The organism is Syntrophorhabdales bacterium (genome assembly GCA_035541455.1).
Classification (GTDB): domain Bacteria; phylum Desulfobacterota; class Syntrophorhabdia; order Syntrophorhabdales; family WCHB1-27; genus JADGQN01.
The window spans coordinates 1-15,230 of sequence record DATKNH010000076.1; the positions used below are offsets into that span (position 1 = coordinate 1).

Genomic DNA, 15,230 nt, shown 5'->3' on the forward strand with positions numbered 1-15,230 from the left:
ACGGCCAATGTCGTTGTGGAACTGGCGGTGGTTGCAGTAACGGCTTTAGTGTTTGTTGATGTTTTCTTTGCAAGCGCAGTGAATACGGGAGACAGCTACCTCAAACTAAATATGGCGGAGGGAGTAGGATTCGAACCCACGGGGCGCTTGCACGCCCAACGGTTTTCAAGACCGCCGCTTTCGGCCGCTCAGCCATCCCTCCGCAGGTTATATTATAACCTTCAAATTCCAATTTCTAAACTCTAAATCCTAGACAAATTCCAAATTTCAAATGTTGAAGGCTCACTAAACGCTTGCTTCCTCCACTGCCCGATTTTGGTGATTTAATATTCTAGATGTTTCGGGTTGAGACATTCGGATTTGGAATTTGCTTCACCACCGTATGAGACTTGAACCCCACGTAAGGCCACCGCCAAAAGCTGTCAGGAGCACGAGCTTTCCTTTTGTAATGGTCCCGTCCCTTACCGCTTCGTCGAGGGCGATCGGCACTGTCGCAGATGATATGTTTCCGTACTTGTTTATGGTGACGTAGACCTTTTCCATGGGAGTCTTCAGCTTACGCGCAACTCCTTCCATGATTCTTATGTTTGCCTGATGCGGGATGATGAGATCCACATCTTCTATCCTATAGCCGTTGGTCCTTACTGCTTCCATCGCAGCGTCTGCAAAATGGTTCACCGCAGTGCGCAATGAAGTGTTCGCATTTATCATCTTGAGGAAGTGAAGTCCCTTGTCGACGCTCTCATGCGAAATGGGCGTTGTAAGAGAGCCTCCGCCCGGCATAAGCAATTCGCGCCCGTTCTTGCCGTCAGTGTGAATGTGTGTTGAAAGAACCTCAGCCCCCTGGGACGTCTCTGTGAGAATCACCGCGCCAGCCCCGTCGCCCCACAGAATGCAGCTCTCCCGTTCCTTCCAGTTTACTGTCCTGCTCATGATCTCACCGGCACAGACCAGTGCTTTTTTGTTAAAGCCGGCCCTGATAAGAGCTGAGGCCACATGGAGTGAGAAGATAAATCCGGTGCATGCCGCAGTGACGTCAAAGGAAACCGCATTGTCGCAGCCCAGTTTTGCCTCTAGCCAGTTTGCACCCGCGGGACAATGCGTGTCCGGAGTTATCGTGCCGAGCACTATAAGGTCTATGTCGGAGGGCTGAAGTCCGGCAGCCGCTATGGCCCGCTCAGAAGCCACTTTGCAAAGCTCTGAAACACCTGTCCCGGGCTCGGCAATCCGCCTTTCTTTTATGCCCGTTCTCGTGTAGATCCATTCGTCAGAAGTATCCAGAATTTTTTCCAGGTCAAAATTGGTAAGCACCTTTTCCGGAACATACGAACCCGTCCCAACAATACCTAATCGCATTCCTAACCCCTAGTCAGCAGATGGTATCAACAGCTTCAGTAATAGAACAGAAAGCACGCCCTTATGTCAAGGCAAGATCGGTCTGGAAGTGAGTCGGAACAGCCCCGCTACATGACTCTTCGGATGCCCTTACGGGGCCTCAATGCACGATCAGGATTTTGTGTGCCAGAAGATCAATCTGCTTGATAGTGCCGCGTACGACCTTCTCTTCGCCGAAAAGGTTGACCATGCGCAGAGACCCATTCTCAGGCTTAATGCTGATCACGTCCTGAAGCAGCAACACTTCCCTGTCACCTTCGATAACGTATGCTGTAGTCTGACACATTGATGCCTCCGCTCTGGCCTTTGCTCTATCCGGAAGTATAGCACGAGAATCGAGCCGTGTATCTACCTCCGATGGTTGACGGGTCGTCTCCGGCGTACACGACACGGATTCAACCTGGAAAAACAGGATGCTTTGCCATATAATCTTTCCCGGTTGTCGTAATCTCAATGCACCGGTTGTCTAAAGATGGCGACTCGATATTTGAACGTGAGCATCCGCGGAACGACCGACAAGGGAAAATAGCGTTATGACAAGAAGGCAATGGGTAACCCCTCTCGGTTTCGCGATAAGCATTCTGTTTCTTTGCTTGTCACTTAAGGATATAATGCTACGCGATATCATAGAGACATTGAAGCATGCTAACCTCAAGTTCGCCTTCCTTCCTCTCCTGTGTATAGCAGGGGCTGCCAGTGGCGCTTCCTACCGATGGGCGCGAGTCTCCGGCACTGAGGTACGTTTTCGTGAAACGTTTACTGCATTGATGATCGGGCTTTTCGTCAATAACGTGCTGCCGGCGCGCATAGGGGAACTGGCGCGCGGGTATGTATTGTCCAGGAAAAAAGGCTTCACCTTCACCTATGCCTTTTCGACTGTCCTCGTCGACCGGTTCTTCGATCTTACCGGGCTTCTGTTCCTCACGTTCCTCTTCTTCCCCAAGCGGGAGCTGCCGCCCAGAATATCTCAGGGGATATCCCTGATCATCGGCCTTGCCGTTGTGTGCGTCATCGGCATTCTGGTGCTGAGCAGAGAGGGCGTCGCAACTCACCTGTCTTCTAGGCTGATGAAGATAGAGAAATCCTTTCTCACCAGATTTGCCAAGACAATTCTGGGTATACAGGAAAACCTGAAGCGCATCACGTCGCCCCTTCTCATACTCCTTTTTGCCGTTATCTCCTTCAGCACCTGGTTCTGCATGAGCCTCGCTCTCTACATGGTCATTCTGGCGCTCAATGTTTCGGTGCCATTCGTCTACGTGCCGTTTGTCTGCGCGCTGCTCAACATGGGCATCACGATCCCCTCTTCGCCCGGGTATATAGGTCTGTATCAGTTCCTGCTGGTCTATCTCCTTTCGCTTTTTGGCGTGCCTAAATACGAAGCGTTTGCGGTATCCCTGCTCTATCATGCATCGTGGTATATTCCCTACACCATACTCGGCTTCATCCTGCTGATGAGAGAACACCTGAAGCTGCGCGACATACGAAGGCTCAACGAACCGGCGAATTAAGAGTGGCCTCTTTCCCGATGGCGGGAGAACCCTCCTCACCGAGCATGTTTCTCAGCCGGTACGCTTTCGCCATCGATTCCTCAGATCGCTCCTTGTCTCCTGCCAATCCGTAAAGTTGTGCCAGGCCTAAAAGAACGTGCACACGAAGAGGATGAAGCGGCGCGTACTTCTTCAGAACCGTGTTGCTGGCCTCAAGGATCTCTGTAGCCTCCCTCCTCCGTCCTTGCATTGCACAGAGCCGAGCCAGTGCGAAGCGATATTCCTGGTGATAGGGGTACTGCTTGATTACTTTCTGAAGGTAGGCCTGCGCGGTGTCCGGCCTCCCGGTACTGGCATAAAAGCTTGCTAGGTTAACATACAGAGGCCCGTCCAGGCTGTTAAGAGCCAGGGCCTTCAGATAATTCTTCTCTGCGATCTCTAAGAGCTTCCCATCTTTCATGCCGGACGCGAAGTAGGTGTCGCTAAGCAACTGAGCTGTATCAGCAGCGAAGGCCGATACCGAATATCCGAAATAGGTCGACGCAAACAGATAGCGGAGCGTCTTCACCATATCTCCTTTCTGAAGCGCTGCGTTTGCCCTGTCAAGAAGGATGAAACCGCAGATCGGAAAGAGATTAACCAGGGAAAAGTAAAGCGCCAGAAACAGTGGGAGAGCCTGCGCCGGCTTTCCCCTGATACGAAGAAGGCTCGCCTCTCTGCCCTTTTCCTGCATGACAGCCGCACAGAGCAGATAGAAGAGCACTTGAAATGTCGGGGGAGGAAAATTGTATTCCACCACGTTATGAAAAAGAAAGGAGATAAGGGCAACCTTCAATAGAAAAAAGGAGCGAGCCGGATTGGCAAGAACAACGGCAAGGAAACAGAGGAAGAGCACCAAACCCACGATCCCCAGCTCAGCAAGGATATTCAGGTAGAGACTATGCGCGTGTACGGAAGGATCGACTACGTACGGGTTGGAGACAGAACTCATCGCGCCCAGGAATGAATTGAGACCGTAACCAAGAATAGGGGCTTGTCCAATAACCTCAAATGTAACCTTAAGAAGGTGCGCTCTCTGGAGTATTCCGGTGGGCCGTTTCTCCAGCATACCGATCGTATCCTTCACCGTGAAGGTATTCTTTGCCTCTGAAAAAAGGAGAAAAGCGAAGAACCCCACAAGGAATATGAGTAGCAATGTCTTAACAGAGGCCTTGTCCCTGTCCCGGTACAAGAAGACTCCCATCACTACAAAGGCGAGAATCATCGTCCCAACTCCGGTTCTTGATGCGGATATAAAATTGGCAAACACAAGCAGCATACCCGCGGCCGCATAGATATGTTTCCGGTACTTTGCATAGAGGTACAGGGAAACAGGCACGAGAGGCGTGAGAAAGCCCGAGAAAGGATTCGGGTTGTAAAACAAACCGTGAGGCAGGAGGTTTACCTGCCTGAGGGCTTCGCTGAAACCGACGCTACAGCCGCCGATCAGTATTGTCTTCAGCAACAACAAGTCCCATCCCGAAGAGTTCCTCAAAACGACATAGAAGAGAGAACCTGCCACGAGAGAGCTGGAAAAGAGGATAGCTCCCCACTTGTCACCGGCATACAACACGGAGACAACGCCCCAACAGACAAATAGGAGACACAAACCTTCATCTTTTCTGATCTGAATCTCCGTCCCCACGAAGAAGAAAAGAAGTACAGTCAAGAAGAAAAAGAGCGTGATACCCCATTGAGGGCTCAGGTACCCTCCGAGCACCGAGGTAAACAGCACGATCAGAACGAGCATGACCTGCTTCATTTCTCTCTTTTCACAATGAGAAGGCAAGAAAGGATCAGGCCGATGGCGGTTGCCACGAGGCCGGCATAAAAAGAGGTCGGTACATATCGGAACAAAACGGTGTGCTGACCGGGTGGCAGCTTCACAGCCCGGAATGCCAGGTTTGCCCGCAAGATTTCCGTTCGCTGACCATCTACGTATGCTCTCCATCCCGGATAGTAGGCGTCGCTTACATACAGGAATGCGCCCTGATCGGTTGTGCACTTCAAGACAAGATTATTCGGCTCATACCTGACCAACTCAACCTTGCCTTGCGTCGAGACGGGCAGACCCATTTGCGCTTCTTTACTCAAGACGATCAGTTCGCGCCTCAAATCTATCGTTCGATCCGCCAGCGCCTCTATCATACTCTTTTCATCGGGTACGCGGCGGACCTTTGAAAAAAGCAGGAAGCGGCCGGGGTACTCATTGTACTCATAGAAATAGAGAGGCACATCGATTATGTTTATGCTTTTCAGCATTCTAAAATGGGCCCCGTCCAGCTTCGTAATGCTGACCACGTAACGTATGCCTGCGATGTCAAAAAATCGCTCCGCCTCTTCTATGGAGGAAAGAATCTTCATCCAGTTTATGAACAGGTCATACTGCGCTATCCTGAGTACTTCGGACCCTTCAACCGTATAGAGCCGTGACAAAGGGGCGTAGGCAGAACTCATGGAAGCCTTATCCTTGGGAAAACGGTTATACGTATTGTGTGTCTTCGGAGTCACAAAATACCTGTCCATCCGTCCTTTCTCAACGATCTCACTCGCAAACTCATGGGGTTGCATATAGAGGTCCCACTGAAGGCTGTTGTAAAACCCGTAGTTGGCGAGGAAGAGATCAAGCGCCAGAATAGCCACCATGAAGAGCATGACCGGGCTCTTGCGGCGGACCCGCCGGTAAACAAGCAGCAAGACACAGAAGAGAAAGGCAAAGAAACAGAACCTTCTGATATCGTGAATGTTCACATCTATGAGGTTATAAGCCTCAGGCTTGAAGCCGACGCTGTCAAAGAAATTCACGATCCGTTCCTTAAGCAGAACGGTTGACGACCACGCCAACGCGAAAAGGAACCCGAGATAGAAAAAGACATGGATGGCTCCGTGGATGCGCCTGTTTCCCTCCGCAATGCCGCTACGCAATTTGTCAAATCCAAGCCCCGAAGTAACAGAGATGATGAAGAAGAACAGGAACAGAAATTTGACGGGGTACCTCACACTGTTAAACGGCGGTATGCGATAGAGCAGTCTGTAGAGAGGTGTATTACCGCCCAGCGCAAAAACAAGGGAAAGGACAAGAAGGAGCGCGAGCAACCATCGTTTCTTACCGGTTGTCAAGAAATAGAATGTCGAAAGGCAGAAGGGCACGATCCCAAGATAGATCGTCTTGAGCCATGACTGGTTCTGCCAGTACTTCTGATCGTTCATCACGTTGCCAAAAAGATCCGGCACGAAAAACTGAATGGAGTCCCGCCAGGCCAGGGACCAGACGCTCGACTCGAAGTATGTGAGTCCACCCCGGCGTATGCTGTAACTCTTTAGCTCGTAAAAAGGCAGTATCTGCACAGCAGAGAGCAACAGGAAAAGAGAGAAAATGATGACGAGCGAGCGCATCCGCGTGTAGAAGCGAACGGGTTGGCCAATCAGGGAAGGCACAAAGAATGTGATGATAAAGAGCGTGAGGACACTCATCATGAAAATCTCGGGAGCGCCCGAGAGAAACTGCAGGAGAAGAAAGAACGAAACAAATACAGCGTAGCGAATGCGCCCGGTTTCGAAGTGTTTGAGGAAGAAAAGAAGGACGAACGGAAACCAGGAGACGGCAAACAGATGCGGCAGCAGATTATGAACCGACAGCAGGTAACCGGACAGCATGAAGATGAGCGCCCCGACAAAGGCCCCTTCTTCGGATGACTTCATGTGAACAAGAAACAGGTAGACCCCTATGGCCGCCAGCAGGAAGTGAAGGATAATCAGCCAGTTCCAAACAACGGGAAAAGGCAGGAACAGATAAAAAACGTGGGGAGGATAGAGCACACCGGGCTGCAGCGCCGCCAGAAGCGGGATGCCGGAATACTGATAAGGGTTCCAGAAGGGGAAGGTGCCATGCTTGAGAAGGTCCACCCAGAGGACTTTAGGCGGAATAAAGAAGGCAGAGAGGTCCCTCTCGATAAAGATCAGACGGCAGGACAGGACGCGATCAAAATAGACAAGTAGAAGGCCAAGCAAAATACAAAAATAGAACGCCCTGACAAGAGGTTTTCTCTCAAGCAGTTTCATTGTGACCACAACACCTACTGGTGAAGGTTTTGCTTCCTGAGTGTTCTCAGGCTTGCAAGAACCGAGCCCCTACACGATACATCTTTATATGCAGCCTTTTCAAGGTTCTGCGCACGGCTCAGCCTTCTGATCGCAAAGGACCTGAGAGAGAGGACAACCGGTTACGTGAAAAGAATATTGATTGTTGGACCCGCGGGAGGGAGTGCTTCTCTATGCTCTGCTATCAGGCGGAACGGGTGGCCTCTGCCGCCCTTTCCGCCCGTGCTTTCCAAATACGCCGCGCGTTATCACCACATGGTATACTGGGTACCGGCAATCGAGCCGTTTGTGGGAGCGGGTGCGGTATTCAGGTAAATCCCTACGTACTGGGTCGGTGGAATAGCATAGGTGGTAGCCGCCCCGTTACCCAGGGTGAACCCGTAGACCGAGGCGCCGACGGTGAGAGTCATGTTGGTTCCGTTGGCATCCACCGTAGTTTGCCAGTTACCGCCTTTCATTTCCATGCTGTAGAGGATTTCATTAAAACCGAATGTGGTCGTCTGCTGCGAAATGACCCTGTTTCCCCAGAGGATGGTGTTGGCGCCTCTCATGCCTCCGAGAATCCCCCTCACCGTTGCGTTGACCGCGTCCTGCCTCATATCAAGGTACCTCGGTATCGCAACAGCCGCTAAAATACCAAGAATGATGATGATGATGATTAATTCAATCAACGTAAAGCCTTTTCCGTTCCTCCGAAGATTCATCCAGATTCCTCCTTCTAGGATAGTTTTATAGCAATTCTCCCTGCTTTATTTATCGCAAGATTCCCAAGTAACTTAAGCCCTTGGGTTGCCCACATTGCCTTGACTTTCCCCTTAGCAAATTCGATACCATGATTGCGGCCCGTCCGCCTTCTCTTCTTTCTTTAACCACCACCGTGCTTCATTGCCTCCATCATTCCCCACCAAGGCAGAAATACTGCAAGTGCAATAAAGAGCACCATTCCCCCCAGGAATGTGATCAAAATCGGCTCGATCCACGATGACAAACGTGCCAGTGAATAACTCACCTCGCTGTCGTAGTGCGCCGACACCTCTCTCAGCATCTCCTCCAGCGACCCCGTATCCTCTCCGGTTGCAATAAGGTGCAGCACGAGGGGCGGAAAAATGCCGCTGTCTTTCATCGGCCTGGCAATGCCTCTGCCCTTCTCTATCTTCTGACTTATCTCAACTATTTTTCTCATAATCACAAGATTGCCCACTGTCCGGGCCACTATCTCCAGGGCGGTAACAATCGGCACTCCGGCGCGGATGAGGTTTTCCTGGACATAGGCAAACCTGCTCATGCAAATCTTGAGAAGAATGGCGCCCACAATAGGAAGCTTGAGCATAAGGTGATCTCTCATGAGCTTCCCTTGCTCGGTCCGTGTGTATACGTAGCCCGCAATGCAGATACCGACAACGCCTCCCAGGAGATATACACCGTATGCCTGGACCAGTTCGTTCAGCCCGAGCAGAATACGCGTGGGCAGGGGGAGCTTCATGGTCGATCCCTTGAAGAGAAGAGCGAACTTCGGTATGACGAATGTCACGAGTATGCCAAAGGCTATGATGATAGCACCCACCACCATAGCTGGATATCGCATGGCTGATTTGAAGGTTTCTCTCGTCTTCATCTGGAATTCGAGAAGCTGCGCCAGCCTTTCGAGCACTTCATCAAGCACGCCGCCTGTCTCGCCCGCCTTCACCATGCTGACGTACAGGTCCGAAAAAACTTCGCCATGCCCATCGAGCGCTTCGGAGAAACTCTCACCACGGTCAAGATCCTGCCAGACCTTCTTGATGACTTTTTTGAGTTTGCGGCTGTTCGTCTGTTCTTCAAGGGCCTTGAGCCCGGAAATGAGCGGCACACCCGCCTTTATCACCGTCCTCAGCTGGCGCGTGAAGAATATAATATCATCAAGCTTGACCCTGTCCAGCTTCGTCAGGAAGTCTTCGAAAGAAGCGCGGCTCATGCCTTTCTTTTCCGAAACAGATACCGGAAAAAGGCCCATGCTGTCGAGGTGTGCTGACACAGTCCGATGATTGTCCGCATCCATCGTACCGGCTACCAGGGAACCTCTTTCGTCACGGGCTTTATAGGCAAAAACCGCCATGTGCTTAGTCCAGCTGTGTTGTATTAAGAGCCTCTTCGAGCGTGGTCACCCCGAGAAGCGCCTTCTTAATAGCATCTTCACGCATTTCCTTCATGCCCATTTCCATGGCCTTCTTCTTAAGCACCTCTGTCGAGACCTTGTCCACGACCAATTCGCGGATCTCGTCATCCATGACAAGCAGTTCGAACACGCCGGTGCGTCCCCGGAATCCTGTGTTCCGGCAGACAGGACACCCCCTGCCCCGGTAAAGGGGCACACTCTCGTGCACGTCTATGCTCTCAAGTACTGCCGGTGGCGGCATGTAGGCTTCCTTGCAGTCCTCACAGATCTTCCGTAACAGACGCTGCCCCATGACGCACGACACAGACGAGGCGACAAGGAAGGGCTCAATACCCATTTCAACGAGGCGCGTTAACGCACCGGCCGCGTCGTTTGTGTGGAACGTTGAAAGAACGACATGGCCTGTCAGAGATGCGTGGATGGCGATGGTTGCCGTCTCCTTATCCCTGATCTCGCCGACCATGATGATGTCCGGGTCCTGGCGAAGCATCGACCTCAACCCCGACTCAAAGGTCAGGCCGGCTTTCACGTTGACCTGTGCCTGTGCAACATAATCGATGGTGTACTCCACCGGATCCTCTATGGTGATGATATTCTTCTCGACTGAATGGATGTGGTTCAGGATCGCGTAGAGCGTTGTCGTCTTGCCGCTGCCGGTGGGACCCGTGGAGAGCACAAAACCATACGCACGTCCCAGCACCTTTCTAAGCCTCTCCTCATCCTCCATCAAAAGTCCCAGCTTATCGATGCCATACAGGGCCGCGCTCTTGTCAAGAAGCCTCAGCACCGCCTTTTCTCCCCACATAGTCGGGTACGTGGAAACCCTGACTCCCACCTCTTTTGTTATGTCAAACCTGCCGTCCTGCGGAATCCTTGTCTTGGCAATATCCATTCCTCCCATGATCTTGATCCTCGAAATAATCGGGAGGAGCATCTTTTTCTGAGGGGCCTGCATTTCACGGAGTCTGCCGTCGACACGCATGCGGATTCTCATGATGTCTTCAGAGGGTTCAATATGGATGTCGCTCGCGTTGTCGGCCAGGGCCTGCGCGAGGAGACTGTTGACGAATTTTATAACCGGCTCGTCTTCACCCACTTCCACAGGAGATTTTTCCTCTTCCTCCTCATCGTCGTCCGGCGAAAGAGCTTCCCTCTCTTTGATGATGTCAAGAGTCTCCTCCACGAGACTCTTTATGCCGTAATGACGTTCAAGGGCCCATTTCATCTCACTCCTGGTCACTATACAGGGCGAGACTTCCATGCGCAGGAAGCGTGCCACTTCATCCAGGGCGTTTATGTCCAGCGGGTCAACCATCGCGAGACGGAGCACACTGAAATTTCTCTCAAAGGGAATTACCATGTGGTTCTTGGCTATGTTCTCAGGAACTAACCTGACCGTATCTTCGGAAAGGTTTGCATCAAAAAGATTCACAATGGGAATACCGAGCTGCTTGCTTACGGTCTCCATGATCTCTTTTTCCGAAAGAAGCCCCATCCTGATAAGCACATTACCGAGCTTCTCGCCGTGTTTTCTCTGTTCAGCGAGAGCCTTGTGCAGCTCTTCATCTTTTAGCTTCCTGGCTTCGACAAGGATTTCACCAAGCCGTTTTTTCACTAAGGTCGGCATGAGCTGCGTCAGGCTCCTTCTTTCGTTTGTCTTTTAAACATTTGACTATGATCGGCTGTGTGGCTCGAGTAGTGATTTTTCACGCCTGCAGGCGCGAAAATAAATCTCCGGGGGCTTCTGTTGCCCTGCGCAATACCCCGATCAATGGCTTGTTTCAGACTTGCTCTGCTCAAGAAATGTCAACCTTTCCACAATCCTTCTTCTATCTTCTTTCGGCGACGAGACCTGAAGATACTGCCTGTAGTACTTTGCGGCTTCGTCGTACTGGCCAAGCTCATCCTTGATCAAGGCTGCCGACAGGTAGAGTTGATCCACCCGGAACCCTCTTCTCAGCGGCGCATCGATAACACTGTTTGCCTCTTCCAGCCTTTTCTCGGCACGCAGCAACGCTGCGAGATTCAGATAGGGCTCCACTCCCTGGGGGGCTACTTCGATGGCTTTCCTGAAGTATTCCTCGGCCATCCTTCTGTCTCCCTCGCGCAAGGCTATAATTCCCAGATTGTTGTATGCCTTGGCGTAATCCTTGCGGTACTCAAGGATTCTGCGGAAGTACGTCGCGGCTTCCTTTGTATTCCCTTCACTCATCGCCATAACACCCAGGTTGTTCAAGGCTTCGATGTTATGCGGTTCATCGGTAAGGACTGCAACATAGAGTTTCTTGGCTTCCTCGATATTTCCCCTCTCCGCAGCGAGAACAGCGCTATTATAGTTGGCGACGGCACGTTCATTTGTGGTCCGTTTGACCACCACCGTCGACTCCTGAGCCTGCACGGGTGCGGGCTTGGCCTCCTGCCCTTTTTCAGTTGTTCGCTCAAGTTCCTGCGGTCTGGCCTCTGCCTGTTTCTTTGACTCTTGCGGAATCGCGTCTATGCCCGGTGCCGGAGCTTTCCGTGATGCCTTCTTTTCCGACAGCGCTGCCCCTGCATCGTCAGGCTTCACGGTGTCCCGATTAGTCGCGGCAGCAAATTTTGTGAACTCCTCTTTACGGGAAACTTCCTGAGATTTTGCAGCCGGAGTCTCAGGAACGGCCTTGGCTGCGGTAACCGGTGGAGGAGGGGGCGGAGGTACTTCCTTCTGGCGCGCTAGATGAGGTCCTCCGGGGGACTGCATTCTGTAAAGGCTCGGCAGGAATACGACAAAAAGTATCGCACAGACAACAGCACCTACGATCACATAAAAAGCAGTTCTGGACCTATTCGGTCGCCTTTCTTCGTTACCTGTGTCACGGTAGACCGGCCTTTTTCTTTCTTCCTGCGCTTTCTTGAGGGCATCAAGGATGACGCTCATACAGGATCCTTTGCATAAACGACTTTCGGGGTAAGGAAAATCACCAGCTCTGTTCGATCAGTCGTCCTCGACCAGCTCCTGAAGGGCCACCCTATGAAGGGCACGCTGCTGATACCCTGGATGCCGGTGCTGGTCTCATTCTTCGTTTCCTGAATGAGCCCGCCCAGGACGATCATTTCACCCTCTTTCACTCGCACCGCCGTGTCAACTTCCCGCACGTTGAGCACGGGCACGGTGTTGCCCGTTGTCTTGTCAACGGTTACCAGGCCCGTGTCCTGCGTGAGCATAGGATGTATATTCATGACAATATTGCCCAGCTCATCCACGTATGGCACCACATCCAGTATCAGCCCGATCGTGATATATCGTATCGTCGTCGAGTATGTAGGAACGCCGTTAGCGGTAATGGTGCTCGTTGTCTCGAAGACAGCCCGGTCGGTAGCGACCTTTATCACGGCCCGCTGGTTGTTCAGCGTGCTTATCTTCGGATTGGACACGGTGTTCACTTTACCCTGCTGCTTCAAGAGATCGATGAACGTCGCATCGAGACCTCTTCCGTCTGTCGCGAGAAGATGCTTACTCGACACCAGCAGACGCGAAAACATTCCCGACGTCGACGCAGAGGCCGTTGGATCAATCAACTGCTGCCGGTAATTGAAACCGACGCCATTCAGCTGCGCGTTGATGAGGTTCCAGTTGACACCTTCACGAGTCTGACCGGTTAACTCTACCTCGACTACTCTCGCTTCTATCATGACCTGCCGCTGGATAGATTCATCCATGGACTTGAGGAACGCGGCAATCTGCTTAAGGTTACCGGGGTAGTCGCTCACTGAAATGAGGCCAGCCTGCTTGTTAAACGTCATCTTGCCGTCGGGGGAAAGCATATTCTTGACCGCTTGCTCGAAGCCCAGCCACGGGTCCATGTCCGACCGGGTTCTCATGTTAACGCCCACGACCAGCTGCCCTGACCGCTGGGTTCCCGAAGAGCCCGTCACTATGCTGTCGGTCAATTTCGAAAAAGCCGCATAGTTGACCTGAAAAACCCTTGTCTCTATCTTCGGTTTTGACACATAGATCGTGTTCTCATCGATGCTGTAAACGTACTTGAGAGGTTCGAGGATGTAATCGAGAGCCTTAGCCATGGTGACATTCTTGAGATCAACGGTGCACGAACCTTTTACGTCCGGTTCCATGACGACATTGTAGCTGGACTGCTTCGCGACCCCCCTTAAGACGTCTTTCAAATCCGCCTCACGCAAAGAAAAGGAAAAGAGTTCTTTCGGGCCCTCTACCCCCATTTTCTTTTCCTTCTCAACCTGGGGAATTACGGGACTGGGAATGTCAACCGGCTGGACGAGCTTCGGCGCCTCCTTTGGCGGCTCTACATGAGCGCACGCAAAGCAAAACAAAAAAGTCGCAACAACAATACCAATCCTGGCCATTGTGTCTCCTCCGTGAATCGACATCTGCGTATCCTTACCGAGGCTCCTTAAGGGCTATAACCCGCTTGGATCCGTCCTGGATGAGCGTCACCGTATCTCTGCCGATCTCAAGGACGCGCTCGCCCGCAATAATGTCGCCCTTTCCTACGATCTCGTTGTCGATGATAGCTACTCTTCCTCGTGTTCCTCCCATGATGGCGAGAAGCTTCAAGGGCACTCGTTCTTTTTCCGCTTTCTTCTCGGTCAATAAAAACGAAGGAAGCGTAAAGGGGTCCCTCTCCCACTGGAGAGCCTCCTGCATTGCATGGAGGCGTGACTCTTTAGGCCGAGACTCAGGTTGAGGGACCGTTAGTTTCGGAGGCTCAAGGGGGGCGGCTATCGACTCCATCCTATTCCTTCCGCGTGAGAGAAAGAGTGTACAAAGAATAACAAAGAGAACAATCATGAAGACTACAAGCAGACGCTTATTGGCTTTCAATGGCGGCCCTCTCTTTCCATGCTTTGAATTCGACCTCGAACCTGCCTGCTATTATTGGGTACTCTTTCTCATTGTAGGAAATTGTGCCTTTCATGATCTTGCGATAGGCCCTCGATGAGCTCACCTGCTCGAGAAATTTGCCCATTTCCAGGAAGCGGCCTTTAAGGCCGACCTCGAATGACGGATAGGTGAGGATCGTCTTAGGCTGCATGTCAAGCGTCTTGAACATGCCGCTGAATTTATCCAGCACCAGACCGTTCTTGCGTGCGCCACCCGCTACCTCGTAGATAAACGCGGGGAAGTTGTCGAAAAGAGGGATCTGCCCCCTGTACTCTTTCAGCGACGCCTTGATCCCATCTTCCTTTCTCTTCATCTCGGTCAGCGCCTTGATATCCGATTCGACCCTCTGGGTCTGCTGTTTCGCTTCCTTCAGCTCGACCTGTTTATTGTTGATCTCTGTCTTCATCGGCATGTACCAGGCAAAAAACCAGAGAACCGCCCCTAATATGGGCGCTGCTATCCACACGTAGAGGGCTTTAAATCTCATAAGGCACGCTCTTCGCGGTGATCTGAAATTCCATGACCGGTTTTCCCTTCATCTCTTTGACATCCCTGCTGACCACTGTCACGTTATTCACGACGTTCGATTTCTCGAGATCGATCATGAGCCGAAGGAGCGTTGCCTCCATGGTCTCCACGTCACCGAAGATGAGTCCTTTCACCTGGACGTTGTTTACCGGCGCTTCCGGAGCCTTTGCGTCTTTAGGAGGGGCAGGTATCTGCCCGTTCGTCTGGGGTGGAGTGACGGGTGCAGGCGGCGTAGGTGCTGCTGCAGGTGCCGCATCCTGCCTGGCGTAAGAGACCTCTTTCATGTAGACCTCTTTCGGCAGGCGTGAGGCCAGATACTTCATCAGGATAATGAACGACGAGTCTCTCCGTTCTATCTCTGCGACGATAGGTCCGAGTTCATTGTAAACGAGCGATGATCTTACCGGCGCGAGCCGGTCGAGCTGTTCCCTTTTCTGTTGAACCGCCAGTCGTTCCGATTCAACGGCGGTTTTGAGACGATAGTAGCCTGTCAGTGTATGAAGCGACATTCCCACTACGATAATGAGAAGCGCCACAGTACCGTAAATCGCGTACCTGGTGTATTGCGCCTCCCTCTCTCTGGCCTTGACCTGTTCGGGGAGCAAATTGACCAGTATGTCTTTCT

13 protein-coding genes and 1 tRNA gene are annotated in these 15,230 nt (G+C 51.9%); 1 reads left to right on the plus strand and 13 read right to left on the minus strand.

All coding sequences use genetic code 11. The features are described 5' to 3' along the window. Positions 1–112: 112 nt before the first annotated feature. The 3 genes from VMT71_07810 to VMT71_07820 form a co-directional block, all read right to left on the minus strand. Positions 113–202, minus strand: a tRNA-Ser gene (locus VMT71_07810). 170 nt (positions 203–372) lie between these two features. Then, a complete protein-coding gene (locus VMT71_07815; GenBank protein HVN23862.1) occupies positions 373–1,356 on the minus strand; it encodes a beta-ketoacyl-ACP synthase III in 984 nt (327 codons plus the stop codon). A 139-nt stretch (positions 1,357–1,495) separates the two neighbouring features. Then, entirely contained in the window at positions 1,496–1,681 is a 186-nt protein-coding gene (locus tag VMT71_07820; GenBank protein HVN23863.1) for a CooT family nickel-binding protein, read from the minus strand. A gap of 247 nt (positions 1,682–1,928) precedes the next feature. Here VMT71_07820 and VMT71_07825 point away from each other — a divergent pair, with 247 nt between their 5' ends. After that, positions 1,929–2,906 carry a lysylphosphatidylglycerol synthase transmembrane domain-containing protein gene (locus VMT71_07825; GenBank protein ID HVN23864.1) on the plus strand — a complete coding sequence of 326 codons (978 nt, stop codon included), beginning with the start codon at positions 1,929–1,931 and terminating at the stop codon, positions 2,904–2,906. Here VMT71_07825 and VMT71_07830 read toward each other — a convergent pair. The 10 genes from VMT71_07830 to VMT71_07875 form a co-directional block, all read right to left on the minus strand. Continuing rightward, on the minus strand, positions 2,887–4,686 hold the full coding sequence (locus tag VMT71_07830; protein ID HVN23865.1) for an O-antigen ligase family protein: 1,800 nt from the start codon (positions 4,684–4,686) through the stop codon (positions 2,887–2,889). The two genes, VMT71_07825 and VMT71_07830, sit on opposite strands and share 20 nt — an antisense overlap. After that, entirely contained in the window at positions 4,683–6,986 is a 2,304-nt protein-coding gene (locus VMT71_07835; protein HVN23866.1) for a YfhO family protein, read from the minus strand. Before VMT71_07835 ends, VMT71_07830 begins: the two co-directional genes overlap by 4 nt. A 287-nt stretch (positions 6,987–7,273) precedes the next feature. After that, positions 7,274–7,729, minus strand: a complete 456-nt coding sequence (locus tag VMT71_07840) for a prepilin-type N-terminal cleavage/methylation domain-containing protein (GenBank protein HVN23867.1) — start codon at positions 7,727–7,729, stop codon at positions 7,274–7,276. A gap of 161 nt (positions 7,730–7,890) precedes the next feature. Beyond that, positions 7,891–9,120 (minus strand): type II secretion system F family protein, encoded by a 1,230-nt coding sequence (locus VMT71_07845; GenBank protein HVN23868.1) that lies wholly within the window; start codon positions 9,118–9,120, stop codon positions 7,891–7,893. A gap of 4 nt (positions 9,121–9,124) precedes the next feature. Beyond that, a complete protein-coding gene (locus tag VMT71_07850; GenBank protein ID HVN23869.1) occupies positions 9,125–10,807 on the minus strand; it encodes an ATPase, T2SS/T4P/T4SS family in 1,683 nt (560 codons plus the stop codon). A gap of 141 nt (positions 10,808–10,948) precedes the next feature. After that, complete coding sequence (locus tag VMT71_07855) at positions 10,949–12,094, minus strand: tetratricopeptide repeat protein (protein ID HVN23870.1); 1,146 nt, start codon at positions 12,092–12,094, stop codon at positions 10,949–10,951. After that, positions 12,091–13,539 (minus strand): hypothetical protein, encoded by a 1,449-nt coding sequence (locus VMT71_07860; protein HVN23871.1) that lies wholly within the window; start codon positions 13,537–13,539, stop codon positions 12,091–12,093. Before VMT71_07860 ends, VMT71_07855 begins: the two co-directional genes overlap by 4 nt. A gap of 34 nt (positions 13,540–13,573) precedes the next feature. Further along, positions 13,574–14,017, minus strand: coding sequence for a hypothetical protein (locus tag VMT71_07865; GenBank protein HVN23872.1), 444 nt, complete (start codon positions 14,015–14,017; stop codon positions 13,574–13,576). Next, on the minus strand, positions 14,004–14,564 hold the full coding sequence (pilO, locus tag VMT71_07870) for a type 4a pilus biogenesis protein PilO (GenBank protein ID HVN23873.1): 561 nt from the start codon (positions 14,562–14,564) through the stop codon (positions 14,004–14,006). Before pilO ends, VMT71_07865 begins: the two co-directional genes overlap by 14 nt. Continuing rightward, the coding region (locus VMT71_07875) for a hypothetical protein (protein HVN23874.1) at positions 14,554–15,230 on the minus strand (677 nt) is incomplete at its 5' end. The genes VMT71_07875 and pilO, both read right to left, overlap by 11 nt.